The 19,798-nt window shown below is 59.5% G+C and carries 14 protein-coding genes and 1 CRISPR repeat array; of the genes, 7 read left to right on the top strand and 7 right to left on the bottom strand.

Features of this window, described 5'->3' with window-relative positions; all coding sequences use genetic code 11:
• Window positions 1–34: 34 nt before the first annotated feature.
• Genes KI614_RS03915 through hyi form a run of 6 tightly spaced genes read right to left on the bottom strand, consistent with a single transcriptional unit; the run spans window position 35 to window position 6,736 of the window.
• On the bottom strand, window positions 35–919 hold the full coding sequence (locus KI614_RS03915) for an HDOD domain-containing protein (RefSeq protein WP_226408034.1): 885 nt from the start codon (window positions 917–919) through the stop codon (window positions 35–37).
• The gene (gene glcF, locus KI614_RS03910; RefSeq protein WP_226408032.1) at window positions 897–2,150 is read right to left on the bottom strand and encodes a glycolate oxidase subunit GlcF; all 1,254 of its coding nucleotides are present in this window, start codon (window positions 2,148–2,150) and stop codon (window positions 897–899) included. The genes KI614_RS03915 and glcF overlap by 23 nt, the downstream gene beginning before the upstream one ends.
• Window positions 2,150–3,214: a glycolate oxidase subunit GlcE gene (gene glcE / locus KI614_RS03905; protein WP_226408030.1), complete on the bottom strand. Its 1,065-nt coding sequence runs from the start codon at window positions 3,212–3,214 to the stop codon at window positions 2,150–2,152. Before glcE ends, glcF begins: the two co-directional genes overlap by 1 nt.
• Window positions 3,214–4,695 (bottom strand): FAD-linked oxidase C-terminal domain-containing protein, encoded by a 1,482-nt coding sequence (locus KI614_RS03900; protein ID WP_413464171.1) that lies wholly within the window; start codon window positions 4,693–4,695, stop codon window positions 3,214–3,216. The genes glcE and KI614_RS03900 overlap by 1 nt, the downstream gene beginning before the upstream one ends.
• A gap of 8 nt (window positions 4,696–4,703) precedes the next feature.
• Window positions 4,704–5,966 (bottom strand): glycerate kinase, encoded by a 1,263-nt coding sequence (locus KI614_RS03895; protein ID WP_226408028.1) that lies wholly within the window; start codon window positions 5,964–5,966, stop codon window positions 4,704–4,706.
• Entirely contained in the window at window positions 5,963–6,736 is a 774-nt protein-coding gene (hyi, locus tag KI614_RS03890; protein ID WP_226408026.1) for a hydroxypyruvate isomerase, read from the bottom strand. Before hyi ends, KI614_RS03895 begins: the two co-directional genes overlap by 4 nt.
• A gap of 64 nt (window positions 6,737–6,800) precedes the next feature.
• Between hyi and KI614_RS03885 the strand changes: the two genes are divergently transcribed.
• The 7 genes from KI614_RS03885 to KI614_RS03855 all read left to right on the top strand — a co-directional run bounded on the left by KI614_RS03885 (window position 6,801) and on the right by KI614_RS03855 (window position 18,501).
• On the top strand, window positions 6,801–7,400 hold the full coding sequence (locus KI614_RS03885; RefSeq protein WP_226408024.1) for a cob(I)yrinic acid a,c-diamide adenosyltransferase: 600 nt from the start codon (window positions 6,801–6,803) through the stop codon (window positions 7,398–7,400).
• Window positions 7,397–7,681, top strand: a complete 285-nt coding sequence (locus KI614_RS03880; RefSeq protein ID WP_226408022.1) for a DUF1330 domain-containing protein — start codon at window positions 7,397–7,399, stop codon at window positions 7,679–7,681. Before KI614_RS03885 ends, KI614_RS03880 begins: the two co-directional genes overlap by 4 nt.
• Before the next feature lie 81 nt (window positions 7,682–7,762).
• Window positions 7,763–8,584, top strand: coding sequence for a crotonase/enoyl-CoA hydratase family protein (locus KI614_RS03875; protein WP_226408020.1), 822 nt, complete (start codon window positions 7,763–7,765; stop codon window positions 8,582–8,584).
• A 395-nt stretch (window positions 8,585–8,979) separates the two neighbouring features.
• Window positions 8,980–12,312, top strand: coding sequence for a type II CRISPR RNA-guided endonuclease Cas9 (cas9, locus tag KI614_RS03870; RefSeq protein WP_226408018.1), 3,333 nt, complete (start codon window positions 8,980–8,982; stop codon window positions 12,310–12,312).
• On the top strand, window positions 12,299–13,201 hold the full coding sequence (cas1, locus tag KI614_RS03865; protein ID WP_226408016.1) for a type II CRISPR-associated endonuclease Cas1: 903 nt from the start codon (window positions 12,299–12,301) through the stop codon (window positions 13,199–13,201). The genes cas9 and cas1 overlap by 14 nt, the downstream gene beginning before the upstream one ends.
• A 27-nt stretch (window positions 13,202–13,228) precedes the next feature.
• Window positions 13,229–13,537 carry a CRISPR-associated endonuclease Cas2 gene (gene cas2 / locus KI614_RS03860; RefSeq protein ID WP_226408014.1) on the top strand — a complete coding sequence of 103 codons (309 nt, stop codon included), beginning with the start codon at window positions 13,229–13,231 and terminating at the stop codon, window positions 13,535–13,537.
• 63 nt (window positions 13,538–13,600) lie between these two features.
• A CRISPR array of direct repeats spans window positions 13,601–16,853; the repeat unit is 37 nt; unit sequence GATTGTAGCTTTCCGGGGTGAGAGAGGGAGCTACAAC.
• Window positions 16,854–17,028: 175 nt separating this feature from the next.
• Window positions 17,029–18,501, top strand: a complete 1,473-nt coding sequence (locus KI614_RS03855) for an IS1182 family transposase (RefSeq protein WP_226408012.1) — start codon at window positions 17,029–17,031, stop codon at window positions 18,499–18,501.
• 170 nt (window positions 18,502–18,671) lie between these two features.
• Here the strand turns inward: KI614_RS03855 and aroG are convergent, their stop codons facing one another.
• Window positions 18,672–19,751 (bottom strand): 3-deoxy-7-phosphoheptulonate synthase AroG, encoded by a 1,080-nt coding sequence (aroG, locus tag KI614_RS03850; protein WP_226408010.1) that lies wholly within the window; start codon window positions 19,749–19,751, stop codon window positions 18,672–18,674.
• Window positions 19,752–19,798 lie beyond the last annotated feature (47 nt).

Below are 19,798 nucleotides of genomic sequence, written 5' to 3'. Positions count from 1 at the left end.
AATACGGGGGTTACCAGGGCACGCCCTGCATCGGTCAATGTGCATCGCCATGAAACCGCTCGATGATGATATCGACAAATTCGAGCAACGCATCGCTATCCAGCCCCAGCTCAGCCATCACTTCATCCTGCACCAGCTCCCATTCGGGATGCGGTACACGCTGATCGCGATAGTAGATATCGATCGCCAACTGAAGAATCGCCACCATGGTGCGCGAGGCATGCATGTCGAGTTCGTTGATCGCATGGTGGTAACGAATGGCATCGCAGATGAATTCCGGCAAATGCCAGTGGCGGGCGACGAGATAGCCGACAACGCAGTGATCGGCATTGAACTTGCGGTCTTCCTCGACCATGCAGGTCCAGCAACCCGGCTGATCGAGCTTCATCTCGGCACAATAGGTCGGGAAACGCTGCATCAGCAGGAGCACGCCGCAATCGTGAAAAATACCGGCCATGTAGGCCTGGTCCGGGAAGATGTTGCAGACGGCAATCCGTTCATCGGCGATCAGCATCGCCAGTTGGGCGACCACTTGCGAACGCGACCAGAACGCTTCGTAGGCCAAGCGGTTTTTCTTGATGTCGCCCATCCCGGTCAGCGCAATCGCCTGGACCAGGTTGAAGGTCTGGCGCACGCCAACGGCATGGAGAATATCTTCAACCGACTCGAAGGGCTGATGCTGATGATAAGCCGCGTTGCCAACCACCTTGAAAAGCATCGCCGTTACGCCGGGATCCTGATTGATCACCCGGGCCAGCGCACGCACGTCGAATTCCTTGCGCGTCATGTATTTGCGCAACTCTTCGACGACCCGGGGCTGGGGCGGTATTTTGACGCCACCTTCCAGCAGCCGCTTGATTCGCGCCCCATCGACTTCACCCAGTGACTTGGTTACTTCAAATACCGAAGCCCGGCTCATTCAAAACCTCATCAATCAATTCGATCCAGTGCCTGACAGCCAACAGGCTTCCAGCCTGCAAATGACAGAGACAACCAATATTGGCGGTCGCAACCTGCCGAGGCGAACCGGCATTGAGCGCCACCAGCTTGTTGTTGCGCAGCTTTTGCGACAATTCAGGCTGCAGCAGGGAATACGTTCCGGCCGAACCGCAGCACAAATGCGCATCGGCCACTGGCGTCAGCTCAAAACCAGCAACGCACAGCAATTCTTCAATCACGCCCTTGATCTTCAAACCATGCTGCAGGGTACAAGGCGAGTGAAACGCCAGTTTACCTTGCGGCACAGCCGACTGGCGTAAAAGATGAAACAAAGTGTCACGTTCGGCCACCAGTATTTCCGACGGATCGCGCGACAAGGCGCTGACCCGCTCAGCCTTGGCCGCATAAACCGGATCGTCGGCCAGCAAATGGGCATAGTCGCGAACCTGGACGCCACACCCCGAGGCCGTGACGACAATCGCTTCGACCCCTGCCTCGACGTGCGGCCACCAGGCGTCGATATTGCGGCGCATGTCGTCCAGCGCGGCAGACTGGTCATTCAGATGAAAACGTACGGCGCCGCAACATCCTGCTTTTTCTTCCTCAAGCAGGCTGATCCCCAGACGGTCCAGAACGCGTGCGGTTGCCCGGTTGATATTGGGGGCCAGCGCCGGCTGGGCGCAACCGGCGAGCACCAGCATGCGGCGCTCGTGAGCGGCGACCGGCCATGCACCGGTCTTGCCGGCAGACTCGGGCGGCAGTTTGTCGGCCAGCGCGTTCGGCAATAGCGGACGCAGGGTTCGCCCAACCTTGACCAGTGCGCCAAACACGGCAGGACGTGGCAGGATTTCCCGCAACAGCTTGCGTGGCACCGCTTCGCGCAGCGGGCGAGGCAGGCGCTGCTCGACGATCTGGCGCCCGATGTTGAGCAAACGGCTGTATTCGACGCCTGACGGACAGGTCGTTTCGCAGGAACGGCAGGTCAGGCAACGGTCGAGGTGCGTCCGCGTCTTTTCAGTAACCGCCTTGCCCTCCAGCAATTGCTTGATCAGATAGATGCGCCCCCGCGGCCCGTCCAGTTCATCTCCGAGCAATTGATAGGTCGGACAGGTCGCGGTGCAAAACCCGCAATGCACGCATTTGCGCAAAATCGCCTCGGCTTGCTGCCCGGCGCGGGCATCACGGATGAAATCGGCGAGCTGGGTATCCATCAGAACTCCGCGTAAAGGCGACCGGGATTGAGGATGCCTTTCGGATCGAAAGACTTTTTCAGCCGCCGGTGCAGCGCCAGCAAGGCCGGCGAAAGTGGCGCGAACGCCCCGTCGAGACAGCGTTTCGATTCGGCCGCACGGTACAGCACGGCATGGCCACCGGATGCTGCCGCTTCGCTGCGCAAACCATCCGGCGCGTCGGCATACCAGCGCAAGGCGCCACCCCACTCGATTGCCTGCAAGCTGTCATCGGACGATAACGGTGCGGTACTCGGCAAGGCACAACGCCATAGCGTTGCTGCAGCAAACGCCGGATGCGTCTGTTCGCGCACCGAAATCCAGTGTTTTGCGGCGTCGACCGCAGCAATCGGCTTACCGCCGGCCTGGGCCAACGCGCGGATCGCCGCATCGACCGCCGCCTGCGCACCGGAAAGACGCAGGTACAGGCAGTCGGCAAACCAGAAGGAAGCCGAAATCGGCAGCGGACGACCACCCCATTCATTCAGCTTGGCAATGCTTTCGGCCGCATCGAAGTCAAAACACAGCGTCTGTTCGGCAACCGGCCGGGGCAGCACCTTGAGCGTCGCTTCGGCGATCAGGCCCAGCGTTCCCAAACTGCCGGCAAGGAGTCGCGACACATCGTAGCCGGCGACGTTTTTCATCACCTGACCACCGAAATCGAGCACCTGCCCGGTGCCGTCGATCAGTTTTGCGCCAAGTACGAAATCACGCACGCCACCGGAGGTCATCCGGCGCGGCCCGGACAGGCCGGCAGCGATGCAACCGCCGAGCGTCGCCGCGCCGAAATGGGGCGGCTCAAAGGCCAGCATCTGTCCTCTACCGGCCAGCTCGGCCTCGATCTCGGCGAGCGGTGTGCCGCAGCGTGCCGTGATGTACAGCTCGGTCGGCTCGTAAGCCAGAATGCCGGCGTAGGCAGCGACATCGAAGAGTTCACCGGCCAGCATACCGCCGTAGAAATCCTTGCTGCCGGCACCGCGAATGCGCAGCGGCGCATGCGCCTGACATGCCGCCTTGATGCGCTCAATCAGATCGTCAAGCTGCATCAGAAACGCTCCAGTTCGGGAAATTTGAGATCGCCGCGATGCACGTGCATGCGCCCGTATTCGGCACAACGATGCAGGCTGGGGATGGCCTTGCCGGGATTGAGCAGCCCCTTGTCGTCGAACGCCGCCTTGATCCGACGGAAGGCGTCGAGCGCCGGCGCACTGTATTGGACGCACATCTGGTTGATTTTTTCGATGCCGACACCGTGTTCGCCGGTAATCGAGCCGCCGAGTGCGACCGAGAGTTCGAGAATTTCGGCCCCGAAGGCTTCGGCCCGCGCCCATTCGCCGGGCTTGGCCGCGTCGTACATGATCAGCGGGTGCAGATTGCCGTCACCGGCATGAAAGACATTGGCGCAACGCAACTGGTATTTGCTTTCCATCGCCGCAATCGCCGCCAGCATCTCGGCCAGCCGTTTGCGCGGAATGGTGCCATCCATGCAGTAATAATCCGGCGTGATTCGCCCGACCGCCGGAAAGGCGGCCTTGCGCCCGGCCCAGAAACGCAGGCGCTCGGCCTCCGATTGCGACACACGAATGTCGCGCGCCCCTGCCGCGGTCAACACCGCCGTCACGCGCGAAATCTCCTCGGCAACCTCCTCCGGCGTGCCGTCCGATTCGCACAACAGAATGGCCGCTGCATCGAGGTCGTAGCCGGCCTTGACGTAAGGCTCGACGGCGGCCGTCGCCGGTTTGTCCATCATTTCCAGACCAGCCGGAATGATCCCGGCCGCGATGATCGCCGCAACGGCATCGCCGGCCCGCGCCACATCGTCGAACGAGGCCATGACGACCTGGGCCAGTTCCGGCTTGGGCACCAGCTTGACGGTCACTTCGGTGACCACGCCGAGCATACCCTCGGAGCCGATGACCAGCGCCAGCAGATCGTAGCCGGGCGCATCCGGCGCGGCCGAACCAATCTCGAACACCTCGCCCTCGATGCTGACCACCCGGACGCGCAGGACGTTATGCACGGTCAGGCCGTACTTCAGGCAATGCACGCCGCCTGAGTTTTCGGCCACGTTGCCGCCCAGCGTGCAGGCAATCTGCGACGACGGATCGGGCGCGTAATACAGCCCGAACGGCGCGGCCGCTTCCGACACGGCGAGGTTGCGCACGCCGGGTTGCACGACCGCTGTCCGGGCGCTGCGGTCGACCTGCAAAATCTTGTTGAATCGGGCCATCGACAAGACGACGCCCTGGGCATGCGGCATCGCCCCGCCGGACAAGCCGGTGCCGGCCCCGCGCGCCACCACCGGCACGCCCAACTGGTGGCAGGTGCGCAGCACGTCGATGACCTGCACCTCGCTCTCCGGCAGACAAACCGCCATCGGCAGTTCGCGATAGGCGGTCAGGCCATCGCATTCGTAAGGCCGCAAATCCTCCTCATCGGTCAGCAGGCAATGCGCCGGCAGGATCATTTTCAGGCGCGTTGCCAGCGCCGCGCGGTCGGTCGTGAAGACGGAATCGGAAAGCGTCATGGTCAGCCTTATTCTAATCCGACGAGGATGGCACGAAAGTCATTGACGTTGGTTCGCGTTGGTCCGGTGACCAGCAAATCGTCCAGCCCGGAAAAATAGCCCCAGGCGTCGTTGACCGCGAGATGCTGGCGGATATCGAGCCCCAACCCACGCGCCCGATGCAGCGTCGATGGATCGACAAAAGCACCGGCATTGTCTTCGCTGCCGTCGATGCCATCAGTGTCGGCAGCCAGCGCATGAATACCCGGCACGGCATCGAGGGCCTGCGCCAGACCGAGCAGGAATTCAGTATTGCGCCCGCCCCGACCTTCGCCCTTGAGCGTCACCGTGGTTTCGCCGCCAGACAGCAGAACGCAGGGCTTTTTGGCCGGAATATCGTGTTGACCGCAGCAACGCGCCATACCGGCCAGCACCTTGCCAACTTCACGCGACTCACCCTCCAGCGCATCGCCGAGAATCAACGGGGTGATGCCCATTTGCTGCGCCGCATCGGCCGCGGCCTGCAACATTTGCCGTGGGCTGGCGATCAGCCGGAAGGTGCTGCGCGCCAGACGCGGATCACCCGGTTTGGGCGTTTCCAGATCGCCCGTTTCAAGGCGCTGGCGCAGCCGCTCAGACACGTCAATGGCGTAAGCGTCGAGTACGCGCAGGGCATCGAGCGCAGTGCTCGGATCACCCACCGTCGGGCCGGAAGCGATGACCGCCGGAACGTCGCCCGGCACATCCGAAATGGCCAGCGTCAATAGTTGTGCCGGCCAGGCGGCCAGCGCCAGTCGTCCGCCCTTGCTGGCAGACAAGTGTTTACGCACGCAGTTGATCTCGCCAATGCTCGCCCCCGACTTGAGTAGCACCGAGGTGAGTGCCCGCTTCTCGGCCAGCGTAATGCCTTCGGCCGGGGCGGCAAGCAAGGCCGATCCGCCGCCGGAAATCAGCGCCAGCACGCGGTCGTTTTCATTCAGGCCGCGCAACTTGTCGAGAATGCGCGCCGCCGCCCGCTCGCCGGCGGCATCGGGGACCGGATGGGCGGCTTCGACGATCTCGATGCGCTCACAAGGCACACCATGGCCATAGCGCGTGATGACCAGGCCATCGAGCGGCCCGGACCAATGCTGCTCGACCGCCCGCGCCATCGCCGCCGATGCCTTGCCGGCTCCGATCACGATCAGCCGGCCACCGTCGTCCAGTGGCAAATGCGGCGGCACACAGATAGCCGGATCGGCGGCGGCAATGGCCGCGTCGAACAAGCGGCGCAAAATCTCGCGCGGCGTCATGCCGACATCCAGCCAAGGCCGGCCTCGGTGGTGGTTTTCGGCTTGTATTCGCAGCCGACCCAGCCGTCGTAGCCGAGGCGATCAAGCAATTCGAACAGGAAGGGATAGTTGATCTCGCCGCTACCCGGTTCGTGCCGGCCGGGGTTATCGGCAATCTGGATATGGCCGATGCGGTGTAGATTGGCCTCCAGCGTCCGGGCCAGATCGCCGGCGATGATCTGGGCGTGATAGATGTCGTACTGAAGTTTGACGTTGCTGCGGTCGACCGCGTCCAGCAGGCGAAATCCCTTGGCCACGTCGTCCAGCCAGTAGCCCGGCATGTCGATGCGGCTGTTGATCGGCTCAATCATCAGCGTCACGCCGACCGTGGCGCAACGGTCGGCGGCGTAGCGCAGATTAGCGATGAAGGTTTCCTCCAGCTCGGCCTCGTCATGCCCGGCCGGGCGCAGGCCAGCCATGCAGTGCAGGCGCTCGCAATCGAGCACCATCGCGTAGTTGATCGCCTGCTCGACCGATTCGGCAAATTCGCCCTGACGATGCGGCAGGCAGGCCAGGCCACGCTCGCCGGCCGCCCAGTCGCCGGGCGAGAGGTTGAACAGGACCTGTTCGAGATCGGCCGCCTTCAGCCAGTCGGCCACATCATGCGCCGGATAATCGTAGGGAAAGAGATATTCAACGCCTTTGAAGCCGGCCGCGGCAGCTCGCTGGAAGCGCTCCGGAAAAGCAACATCGGCAAACAGAAAACTCAGATTGGCAGCGAACTTTGGCATGGCGATGACAGTCAGTATCCGGGCCCGCCAGTATAATTCGGCGCACAACAACGAGGAGAAACCAGTGAGCAACACCGGGAACAGCGAACAAGAAACAAGCAGCGAACGCAAGGGCAACCGCCTCTCGAAGATCGTCACCCGCACCGGCGACGCCGGCACCACCGGGCTCGGCGACGGTAGCCGGACGACCAAGGACAGCCTGCGCATCGACACCATCGGCGAAGTCGATGAACTCAACTCCAGCCTCGGCCTGCTGCTCTGCGAAGAGTTGCCGGAAAAAGTGCGCACCGCCCTGCTCGACATCCAGCACGATCTGTTCGACCTTGGCGGCGAACTATGCCTGCCCGGCATGAGCGTGATGAAGGACGCCCAGGTCGCCCGGCTTGAGGAACTGGTCGAAGACTTCAACGCCGACCTGCCGATGCTCAAGGAATTCATCCTGCCCGGCGGCACCCGCCCGGCGGCCATCGCCCACCTCTGCCGCACCATCTGCCGGCGCACCGAGCGCTCAATGGTGCGCCTGAACAATGCCGAGGCGCTTTCCGAAGCCGCCCGCCGCTACGTCAATCGACTCTCCGACCTGCTCTTCGTACTCGGCCGCGTCCTCAACCGGGCCGGCGGCCGGGGCGATGTGCTGTGGCAAAAAGGCAAGAACGCCGCATGAGCGCCTGCGTCATCGGCCACATCACGGTCAAGGATGCCGACAAATGGGCGCAATACCGCGCCCAGGTGCCGGCAACCATCGCCCCGTGGGGGGCCGAACTGGTCTTTCGCGGCCTGACCGTGAAGGTACTGGCCGGCGAACATGCCCACACCGATACCGTCGTCATCCGCTTTCCCGACCAGGCTTCGGTCGATGGCTGGTATCAGTCGGCGGCATACCAGGCCCTGATCCCGCTGCGCGAACAGGCTGCCGATCTGGTCCTGGCCAGCTTTAGCGATTGACCAGACCGATTGCGGCGCCCCACTTCACCGGGCGCCGCCGCTTCGGTTAAGCTTCTCCGCACAAAAACACGGAGACAGCTCATGCAACAACCCACACTGACCACTATCGCCCTCAGCCTCGATCAGGGCATTGCCGAAATCCGCCTCAACCGGCCGGACAAATCGAACGCGATGAACGATGCGATGTGGCAGGAAATCCGCCTCGCCTTCGACTGGGTAGACGCCACGCCGGCAGCGCGTGTCGCCATCCTTGCCGGCGAAGGCCGCAACTTCTGCGCCGGCATCGACCTGAGCATGCTCGGCAGCATCCAGCAACGCATCGCCCACCCGGACGGCGCACGCAGCCGCGAAGCCCTGCGCCGCTTGATTCTCGATCTGCAGGATTGCCTGAGCAGCCTCGAACGCTGCCGCAAACCGGTACTCGCCGCGATCCAGGGCGCCTGCGTCGGCGGCGCGCTCGATCTGGTCACCTGTTGCGACATGCGCTACGCCTCACCGGAAGCCATTTTTTCAATCAAGGAAATCGACCTCGGCATGGTTGCCGACGTCGGCACACTGCAGCGCCTGCCGCGCCTGATCGGCGACGGCATGGCCCGTGAACTGGCTTACACCGGGAGCAATGTCGATGCCACAGAAGCCGAACGCCTCGGCCTGGTTAACCGCGTTTTTGCCTCACCGGAAGCGTTGACCGCAGGCGTCCGCACCCTGGCCGCGACGATTGCCGCCAAATCCCCCCTGGCCACCCGCGGCCTCAAGGAAGTCATGAACTACAGCCGCGAACACAGCGTAGCCGACGGCCTCAACCACGTCGCCAGCTGGAATGCCGCCATGCTGCTCTCGGGCGACCTCAACGAAGCCATGCTCGCCCAACGCGAACGACGGGCGGCGAGTTTTTCGGATTGAGGTTGGGTAACGTGAACTTTGGGAATGGGAAAGAATAGCTGTTCGGCCATTACTAACCTAAACCACCTTTCCAGAACAAGACGGAAACACACCGCTTACCTGCTGTGCAGCACTTAAGGAATCAATGGCGGGGTTTCACTCGGTAAAAACGTATCCCAAAACCAATCAGAAGTTGGGGGAACTGAGATCTTGATACTTGGAATGCACGCAGGTGCGACCAATATTGCTTAGTTACTCAAATATTGTGTGGCGAAAATAAGAAAGCCCGGCAGGTTTCCCTGCCGGGCTTGGATTCGGTCGTCACCCGAAGGTGACACCTTATTGTAGCAACGGCTCTCACCCCGGAAAGCTACGACAGGCGTATTCTACTCGCATTATTCATACGCCGACAAATCATGAACTCGACATACACCATTGGACTGGACATCGGCATCGCCTCGGTTGGCTGGTGCGTCCTCGGGGAAAACCACATCATCGACCTGGGCGTTCGCGCCTTCGACAAAGCCGAGACAGCCAAGGAGGGCGAGTCGCTGAACCTGGCCCGGCGTAGCGCTCGACTGATGCGCCGCCGCCTTTTCCGCCGGGCATGGCGACTGAAAAAGCTGGCACGCCTGCTGAAAACTGAAGGCTTGATCGCCGACACCAAGATTTTCCAGCCCGATCGGCCGTTCACGAAATCGCTGTGGCAGCTACGCGTCGACGGACTCGACTGCCAACTGAACGAGGAAGAATGGGCCCGCGTCATTTACCACCTGTGCAAACATCGCGGCTTTCACTGGATCAGCCGCGCCGAAGCCAAGCAGGCCGAGGGCGACAGCAAGAGCGAAGGTGGCAAGGTTAAGCAGGGGCTGGCGGGAACAGCCAAGCTAATGGCTGAAAAAGGCTACCGCAGTATGGCAGAGATGGTGTTGGCTGAATACCCGGAGGCTCAGCGCAACAAACAAGGCGAATACACCAAGGCACTTTCGCGTATCTTGCTGGCCGACGAGTTTGCCCTGCTTTTCACAAAACAGCGGGCGTTGGGCAATCCTCACACTTCCGAGCAACTGGAAACAGCCATCCTCGGCACCGGCGACCGAAAAAGCGGTTTGTTCTGGCAGCAGAAACCGGCGCTGGCAGGCGCAGACCTGCTCAAGATGCTCGGCACCTGCACCTTCGAGAAAGGCGAATACCGCGCGCCCAAGGCCAGTTTCACGGCCGAACGCCACGTCTGGCTGACCCGCCTGAACAATCTGCGCATCGTCACCGACGGCGTGACACGTCCGCTCACCGATCAGGAGCGCCAACTTTGCCTGCCGCTGCCCTATCTCCAGGCAGGTGATCTGACCTACAAACAATTGGGCAGCGCACTGAGCAAAGCCGGTCTACTCGAAGCCGGCAGTTTCAAATTCATTGGCCTTGCCTACCCTACCGAAGCGCAAAAAGCCGAGGGCAAGGCGAAAGACCCAGAATCGGCCACGCTGATTAAAATTCCGGCATGGCATGAATTGCGAAAAACGCTTACCAGCGCCACGGCAGGCCTTACCGACGAATGGGAAAAACTCTCGGGCGACGCCCTCTGCGGTCAACCGGAAATTCTCGATCAAATTGCCAGGGTACTCAGCGTTTACAAGGATGACGACGAGGTCAGGAGCGAACTCGCCAAACTCGCGCTACCCAATCCGCCGGCACTGATCGAAGCGCTGCTCGATATCCGTTTCGACAAGTTCCACGCCCTGTCGCTCAAAGCTCTGCGCGCCATCGTCCCGCACATGGAAAAAGGTCTGCGCTACGACGAAGCCTGCGTGCAGGCCGGCTACCACCACAGCCAGTTGCACAAGGTCGGCGCAGGCGAACACAAGTACCTGCCGCCGCTCTACGACGGGCGCGACAAGGATGGCCGGATGATCTTTGCGGAGGATGCTGACATTCCCCGCAACCCCGTCGTACTGCGTTCGCTGAACCAGGCGCGCAAGGTGGTCAATGCCATTATTCGCAAGCAAAAATGCTCCCCTACAGCCGTTCACATTGAAATGGCCCGTGATCTCTCCCGGCCGCTCGATGAGCGGAACAAGATCAAGAAGGAGCAGGACGAATATCAGTCACGCAACCAGCGTGATCGAGAGATGTTTACCGAGCAGTTTGGTCAGCCGCCAAAGGGCAGTGAATTTGAGAAATTCCGGCTATACCGGGAACAGCTTGGTAAGTGTCCTTATTCGTTGGAGGCCATTGTCCTTGAGCGCCTGTTGGAGCCCGGTTATGTTGAAATCGACCATGCTCTGCCGTATTCGCGCAGCTTCGATGACAGTAAAAACAACAAGGTGCTGGTATTTGCCAATGAAAATCGCAATAAAGGCAACAGCACCCCTTATGAATATCTGAATGGCGCTGCAAATAGTGAACGCTGGCAACGTTTCGCTGCCTTTGTCGAAGGCACCAAGTCTTATCGACTAGCCAAACGAACCCGTCTGCTGCGCAAGGATTTCAGCGCCAAAGAAGCCGAGGACTTCCGCGAACGCAATCTGAACGATACGCGCTACATCTGCAAATTCTTCAAGAATTATGTTGAGCAGCACCTGAAACTTGCCGAAGGGAGCACGGAGAAACGCTGCGTGGTTCTCAGCGGCCAACTGACCAATTTCCTGCGCGCCCGCTGGGGCTTGCTCAAGGTCCGTTCAGACAGCGACCGTCACCACGCGCTCGACGCAGCCGTGGTCGCAGCGTGCAGCCACAGCATGGTTCAGCGACTCTCCAATTACTCACGCACCCGCGAACTGGAACAGGTACGGGACGGCTTTGTCGATATTGCCACCGGCGAAATCATCAACCCCGCCATGCATCAGCAATTGCGCGAACACTTCCCCGATCCTTGGCCCAACTTCCGGCATGAACTGGAGGCCCGGCTGAAGATCGATTCGCCAGAATTGCTGCGCGAGGAATTGGCGCGTTTAGGCAGCTACAGCGATGAAGAACTCGCTGCGGTGAAACCCCTGTTCGTTTCCCGCGCACCGCAGCGGCGCAATGGTGGCGCTGCACACAAGGACACCATCTACGGTCAACCGGAAAAAATGAAGAAAACCGGCGGTGTCACGCAGAAGGTGCCACTCTCCAGCCTGACGCTGAAAGACCTCGATTCGCTCGCCGATCCGCATCGCAATGTGAAACTGTACGATGCCATCGCCCAGCGTCTTGAAGCTCACGGCGGCAAAGGCGACAAAGCTTTTCCACCTTCCAACCCACTACACAAACCGGATAAGGATGGCAACCCGACCGGCCCCATCGTACGCACAGTGACCAAGGTTATCGACAAGCTCTCCGGCATCCCGGTGCGCGGCGGCATCGCCAAGAACGACACTATGCTGCGGGTGGATGTCTTTTCCAAGGCCGGCAAGTTCCATCTGGTGCCGGTTTATGTCCATCATAGAGTAACGGGGCTACCGAACCGGGCAGTTGTCGGCAAGAAGGATGAAAGCCAATGGACTTTGATGGATTCAAGCTATGAATTTCGCTTCACTCTGTACCCAAATGATTTATTTTTCCTGAAGGTTGATGGAGAAGCTTTGTTTGGCTATTTCAGTGGGATAAACATAAACGACTGCGGTTTGAAGTATTTTCCTCACGACCAGAAATCAGTAGAAAGCCTTAGAAAAAAAGGCGTCTCCAGCGCAAAGGCATTTCATAAATTTAACGTCGACACCCTAGGCAACATTTACCCCGCCCCACCGGAGAAACGTCGTGGGCTGGCGTAGCGTGATGATTTCCCGGCCGGCCAAGCTGCGCCGGGAACATTATTCCCTGGCTATCGAGCAGGAACAGACAGCCTTTGTTCCCTTCGAAGACATCGCCATCATTGTCCTCAACCATCGCGAAATCCAACTCACCCACCCCGTTCTCTCCGCCTGCGCCGACTACGGCATCGGCTTATACGCAACCGGCGACAACCACCAGCCCAACGGAGTCTTCCTGCCATTTCTCGCGCACTCCCGCACCACACGCCTGATGCGCAAGCAGATGGAGATTCCGCGCCCCTTGGCCAAGCAAGCCTGGGCCAACATTGTCCGGCGCAAGATCGAAAACCAAACTGCCGTACTTCGGCTTTGTGGAAAAAATGGCGTCGACCGTCTGGACTCCTATGCCCGGCGTGTGCGCTCCGGTGACACCGAAAACCTCGAAGGCCAAGCTGCCGCCTTTTATTTCCCCCAACTCTTTGGCCAAGGCTTTTATCGCGCAGAAGAACGCTGGACCAATGCCGCACTCGATTACGGCTATGCCGTTCTTCGCGGCGCCATCGCCCGTGGACTCGTCGCCCATGGCATGCATCCGCCTATCGGCCTTTTCCACGCCAGCGAACAAAACGCTTTCAATCTGGCCGACGACCTGATCGAACCTTTCCGCCCTCTGGTTGATTTGCACGTAGCCAAACATCCGGCCACCACCGAAGGTGATCTGGCGCCGCAAGACAAGGCGGCGTTGGTTGCCTTGCTTAATGTTGACGTAGGCATGCCCCAAGGAAAAATGTCTGCGCTTTCCGCCATCGAATACGCCGTCGAAAGCCTGGCCCGATTATTCGAGCAAGGCGACAGCGAGCTAGAGCTCCCAGCCTTGCTTGGCCTGCAAGCTCACAGGCTGGACTGCTGAGGCATGGGACTGGAGACACGACGCTTCATGCGACTCATTGTCTTCTTCGATCTCCCTATGGTCACCAAGACCGAGAAGCGCGCCTATGTTCAATTTCGCCGCTTTTTGCTGAACGACGGCTACGACATGATTCAATGGTCCGTCTATGCCCGCTTGCTAAATGGCAACGATGACCATGAGAAACACCTCAAGCGATTAGTCGACAGCCTTCCTCCAGCTGGTTCCATTCGCTGCATGACCGTGACCGAAAAACAATTTGCCGGTATCAAGTTCCTGGTCGGCATGCCCCTTTTTCAGGAAAAAAAGGTCCCGGCAAACCAAATGTTGCTGTTCTGATAGCAAATCTGAACAAAAAAATTCCCGCCCAGCTTGCGCCAGGTGGGAATTTTGGGTTTGTCAGATTGTAGCTTTCCGGGGTGAGAGAGGGAGCTACAACCGCCGGCAGGGTGGGATGATTCAAAAGCCCGATTGTAGCTTTCCGGGGTGAGAGAGGGAGCTACAACCACCGGCAGGGTGGGATGATTCAAAAGCCCGATTGTAGCTTTCCGGGGTGAGAGAGGGAGCTACAACAGTGCCAGTCGTCGGCGTGGTCGATACCAGGATTGTAGCTTTCCGGGGTGAGAGAGGGAGCTACAACCGGCCAAGGTAGTTCGCATACTCGCCTTCAGATTGTAGCTTTCCGGGGTGAGAGAGGGAGCTACAACCGCTTAGCTGTACGGCCTGCGCGGCTTTTCGATTGTAGCTTTCCGGGGTGAGAGAGGGAGCTACAACGCACAAAGATAGATATATGACGCTGCTTTAGATTGTAGCTTTCCGGGGTGAGAGAGGGAGCTACAACGTATTCAATCGTCGTAAAACGCGGCAACAAGATTGTAGCTTTCCGGGGTGAGAGAGGGAGCTACAACCCGTTTGAAGCAAGGCATGATAACCGACGAGATTGTAGCTTTCCGGGGTGAGAGAGGGAGCTACAACATCGGAAGGGGGGGATGAATCAAAAGCCCCGATTGTAGCTTTCCGGGGTGAGAGAGGGAGCTACAACCTGCTCTATACGCGCGAGCTGGCCAGCGGCGATTGTAGCTTTCCGGGGTGAGAGAGGGAGCTACAACCACTGCCACACCCGGCAAATACAAATGGGCGATTGTAGCTTTCCGGGGTGAGAGAGGGAGCTACAACGCGGCCAGCGCGATCAATTCAACGCTCCTGGATTGTAGCTTTCCGGGGTGAGAGAGGGAGCTACAACCGAAACGCCGCAATGCCAATGCCGCCGGACGATTGTAGCTTTCCGGGGTGAGAGAGGGAGCTACAACTCAAAAGCCAGCGACATGCCACCACCGCCGGATTGTAGCTTTCCGGGGTGAGAGAGGGAGCTACAACGCTGCGCCGTGTCGCACCCGCGCAGCGCGGGATTGTAGCTTTCCGGGGTGAGAGAGGGAGCTACAACAAAAGTTTTTCAATCCCCCCGGTGACATCAGATTGTAGCTTTCCGGGGTGAGAGAGGGAGCTACAACCAACGTACCTGCCCCTAGAGCCTGGCTGAAGATTGTAGCTTTCCGGGGTGAGAGAGGGAGCTACAACCCGTCGAGCGTGCCAGCTTCAAGGGCGCGAGATTGTAGCTTTCCGGGGTGAGAGAGGGAGCTACAACTGTTGTAAGAGCCCCTGACGTCAATCAGGGGATTGTAGCTTTCCGGGGTGAGAGAGGGAGCTACAACAGCGGCAGGGGGGATGACTCAAAAGCCCCCGATTGTAGCTTTCCGGGGTGAGAGAGGGAGCTACAACGTTTCTCACCCAGGAACACGAGCCCTCTTCGATTGTAGCTTTCCGGGGTGAGAGAGGGAGCTACAACATCCCTACAGCGCCAGCCGCCGCCCTCGTTGATTGTAGCTTTCCGGGGTGAGAGAGGGAGCTACAACCCTGCGGCGGGTCGAAAGCGCCGGGTTGCTGATTGTAGCTTTCCGGGGTGAGAGAGGGAGCTACAACTTTTCCTTGAACGTCTCGCGGTAGGCCTCGGATTGTAGCTTTCCGGGGTGAGAGAGGGAGCTACAACAGGGGCTGCGTGATGGCCGCTAAGACGCGCGATTGTAGCTTTCCGGGGTGAGAGAGGGAGCTACAACCGTTGAAGTTGGTCTATTGCGACCGAAGAAGATTGTAGCTTTCCGGGGTGAGAGAGGGAGCTACAACTTCAAAGCTGCCATTGGTTTCGGCCTTCTTGATTGTAGCTTTCCGGGGTGAGAGAGGGAGCTACAACGCCAGCTCAGAGGCTACAGACGACTTCGTTGATTGTAGCTTTCCGGGGTGAGAGAGGGAGCTACAACGCAACTACAGCAGCGCCAGCCAGTGGCCCAGATTGTAGCTTTCCGGGGTGAGAGAGGGAGCTACAACGCGCCCCCCGTCCTGTCGTCCGTGAACTTTGATTGTAGCTTTCCGGGGTGAGAGAGGGAGCTACAACTCTTCGCGAAGCGTCAAACACCGGTTGCTCGGATTGTAGCTTTCCGGGGTGAGAGAGGGAGCTACAACGGTGTCGCAATGGACAAAGGTTGTCGATGAGATTGTAGCTTTCCGGGGTGAGAGAGGGAGCTACAACAGTCCACGTAACCTTCCCGATGCATTCCTTGATTGTAGCTTTCCGGGGTGAGAGAGGGAGCTACAACGGGTCCGGCGGGAGTTCCTTCACAGAGTCCGATTGTAGCTTTCCGGGGTGAGAGAGGGAGCTACAACCAATAGATCAACCTGGGCGCACAACGGGCAGATTGTAGCTTTCCGGGGTGAGAGAGGGAGCTACAACCAAGAACAGCCTGATCGAGCGCCAGACGCGGATTGTAGCTTTCCGGGGTGAGAGAGGGAGCTACAACCGAATGGCTCTTGTAGAGCGAAAAATAATCATTGTAGCTTTCCGGGGTGAGAGAGGGAGCTACAACCTCAAGATCGCGGCATTTACGCCAGACAGCGATTGTAGCTTTCCGGGGTGAGAGAGGGAGCTACAACGCCGCCATCGCAATGCCACCGGTCGAAAGCGATTGTAGCTTTCCGGGGTGAGAGAGGGAGCTACAACCGCGGGGATGTGGTCCTCGCCATGGGCCTCGATTGTAGCTTTCCGGGGTGAGAGAGGGAGCTACAACCTCAAACTCACAGCCCTTCGAGGCCAGCAGGATTGTAGCTTTCCGGGGTGAGAGAGGGAGCTACAACGCCAACGTCTGCGCACCCGTCCCGGTCGCAGATTGTAGCTTTCCGGGGTGAGAGAGGGAGCTACAACCCTGCGGCGTGTCGAAAGCGCCGGGTTGCTGATTGTAGCTTTCCGGGGTGAGAGAGGGAGCTACAACTTGCTCGCCGGCTGCATGACGACATTAACCGATTGTAGCTTTCCGGGGTGAGAGAGGGAGCTACAACAGGTCTTCCATTCCTTCCGCGACACGGCGAGATTGTAGCTTTCCGGGGTGAGAGAGGGAGCTACAACCGCGCCTACGAGAATCCGACAGCGTTCGTGGATTGTAGCTTTCCGGGGTGAGAGAGGGAGCTACAACATCAGGTCAGTCGTAACAGCAGGATTCAGGGATTGTAGCTTTCCGGGGTGAGAGAGGGAGCTACAACGTGGATCCCATTTCTGAAGAGATTCTTATCGATTGTAGCTTTCCGGGGTGAGAGAGGGAGCTACAACTCTACAGTTCGGATCGTCGCCCATTGCTTGGCAACATAAATTTCTGTTCGGCATGCGACACCTTGATATCCCCCAAAACAGCTCAAAAAAAGCCACACCCCCAACAGGGTGTGGCTTTTCAGACCGCTGACAAAGCCTCCAAGCGATTGGGGGCTTTATTTTTTATAATGCAGGTATGCTCAAGCCTGTCTACCCTGCCCAAACGGAACTGGAGATGGTGACGTTGGAGCAATTGGTCCCGAAAGACCACTGGCTCCGGCTGCTCGACCAGCACATCCGGTTTAATTTCATTCGTGAAGCGACCCAGCACCTGTATTGCGAGAACAATGGCCGACCCGCGATTGATCCGGTGGTGTTGTTCAAGATGTTGTTCATTGGCTACTTGTTCGGGATTCGCTCCGAGCGCCGGCTGGTGAAGGAAATCGAGGTCAATGTGGCTTACCGCTGGTTTCTCGGCTTTCGGCTGACGGACAAAGTGCCAGATGCCTCGACGCTGTCGCAGAATCGCCGTCGCCGCTTTGTCGGGACGGACATTGAGCAACGCATCTTTGACGGGATTGTCGAGCAAGCCATTGAGCATAAGCTGATTGGCGGGCGGGTGCTGTACACCGACAGTACCCACCTGAAGGCGAACGCGAACAAGCGGCACTTTGAAGTGCATCAGGTTGAGCAAACCCCTGCGGCCTACCTGGCCGAACTGGATGCAGCCATCGAAACGGACCGAGCCGCCGCGGGCAAGAAGCCGCTCAAGCGTGATGACGATGATTCGACACCGCCGATGAAGGAGGTCAAGGTCAGCACGGTCGATCCCGACGCAGGTTTCATGGCCCGCGACAACAAGCCGACCGGCTTCTTCTATCTGGATCACCGGACTGTCGATGGCGTGCATGCTTTGATCGTCGATACCCATGTCACGCCGGGCAATGTCCATGACAGCCAGCCCTACCTTGCCCGCCTGGATCGGGTCATGGAGCGCTTTGATCTGGCCGTGGGCGCCGTCGGGCTGGATGCCGGGTATTTCACCCCGCAAGTCTGCAAGGGCATTCTCGAGCGGGCACTGTTCGGGGTGATGGGCTACAAGCGACCCACACACCGCGATGGCTATTTCTACAAACGGGACTATCTCTACGATGCGGTCCAGGACTGCTACCGCTGCCCGGCCGGGGAAGTTCTACCGTACCGGACGACCAATCGGCTGGGCTATCGGGAATACGCCTCGAACCCGGCGCGGTGTGCCGATTGCGCCGTGCGCGGGCAATGCACGCAGAGCCGGAACCATCAGAAGCTCGTGACCCGGCATCTCTGGGAAGGTTTCAAGGAAGCGATCAACGCCAATCGCCTGAGCGACCTGGGCAAACGGCTGTACGCCCGGCGCAAGGAAACAGTGGAGCGCAGCTTTGCCGATGCCAAGGAGTTGCACGGCCACCGTTACGCCCGTTTCCGTGGCTTGGCCAAGGTGCAAGCGCAGTGCCTGCTCTCGGCGGCCTGTCAGAACATGAAGAAGATGGCCCTGTTGCTGGCCCGCAAGGCGGCAGCCTTATTGGCCAAAATCCTCGCACGAACCCGTTTTGCCGCCCCATTCGCCCGCCATCTTTGGCAGATCGGGGTTCCTAACCTGAATTTCAGAATCCGCCTCGCTTCGGCTTGAAGCCAGGAGTCTCCCTGATTTCCAACCAGAAAAACAAAACCCCCGAAAAATCGGGGGTTCGTCAGCAGTCTGAAAAGCCACACCCCCAACAGGGTGTGGCTTTTCTTTATTGCCAGTAACGAGATGCTAAGCGGGGATTACCCGCCCCCCTCATCCGACGTCACAACCGCTTATTCAGCAGCCTTAGCTGCGCGGCGGGCGCGGACGGCGGCGGCCAGTTTTTCCAGCACGAGCAGGCTGTCGTCCCAGTTGATGCAGGCATCGGTGATGCTCTGGCCGTAGGTCAGTTCCTTTTCGGGCGAGAGATCCTGACGGCCTTCGACCAGGTGGGATTCGACCATCACGCCGACGATACGGTCTTCGCCGCTGTTCAGCTGTTCGCAGATGCTGTCATTCACTTCCATCTGCAGCTTGAACTGCTTGCGGCTGTTGCCGTGCGAGAAATCGACCATCAGCCGTGCGGCCAGACCGGCCTTGGCGATTTCGGTGGCGGCAGCGTCAACGCTGGCGGCGTCATAGTTCGGTTCCTTGCCACCGCGCAGGATGACGTGGCAGTCCTCGTTGCCCATCGTCGACACGATAGCGGTGTGACCGGACTTGGTGACCGACAGGAAATGGTGCGGCGAATTGGCCGAACGGATGGCGTCGACCGCGATACGCATGTTGCCGTCGGTGCCGTTCTTGAAACCGACCGGGCAGGACAGGCCGGAGGCCAGTTCGCGATGCACTTGCGACTCGGTGGTACGCGCCCCGATGGCGCCCCAGGCGATCAGGTCGGCAGTGTATTGCGGGGTGATGGTATCGAGGAACTCGGTGGCACAGGGCAGATCGAGTTCGTTGATGTCGAGCAGAATCTTGCGTGCCAGGCGGATGCCTTCGTTGATGCGGAAGGTGTTGTCGAGGCGCGGGTCGTTGATCAGGCCTTTCCAGCCCACCGTCGTACGCGGTTTTTCGAAATAGACACGCATCAGCACAACGAGATCGTCGGCATATTTGCCGGCCTCCTTGGCCAGTTTCTTGGCGTAATCCAGCGCCAGGTCGTAATCGTGAATCGAGCAGGGGCCGATCACGACCAGCAAGCGGTCATCGGCACCGTGCAGAATGCGGTGGATCGCCTGGCGTGCGGTGTAGGTGGTCTGTGCGGCGCGATTCGACAGCGGGTATTCGCGGAAGACGTGAGCCGGCGGAACCAGTTCCTTGATTTCCTTGATGCGAACGTCGTCAGTATTCGGTTTGCTTTGCGGCGTCATGGCCAACCCCAGTAAAAAGCCTGAAAACCTGGCATTCTACCGGATCG

It is taken from the genome of Dechloromonas denitrificans (assembly GCF_020510665.1).
Taxonomy (GTDB): Bacteria; Pseudomonadota; Gammaproteobacteria; order Burkholderiales; family Rhodocyclaceae; genus Azonexus; species Azonexus denitrificans_B.
The sequence above is the reverse complement of the archived record's forward strand: the minus strand, read 5'-3'. Positions and strand labels throughout refer to the sequence as shown.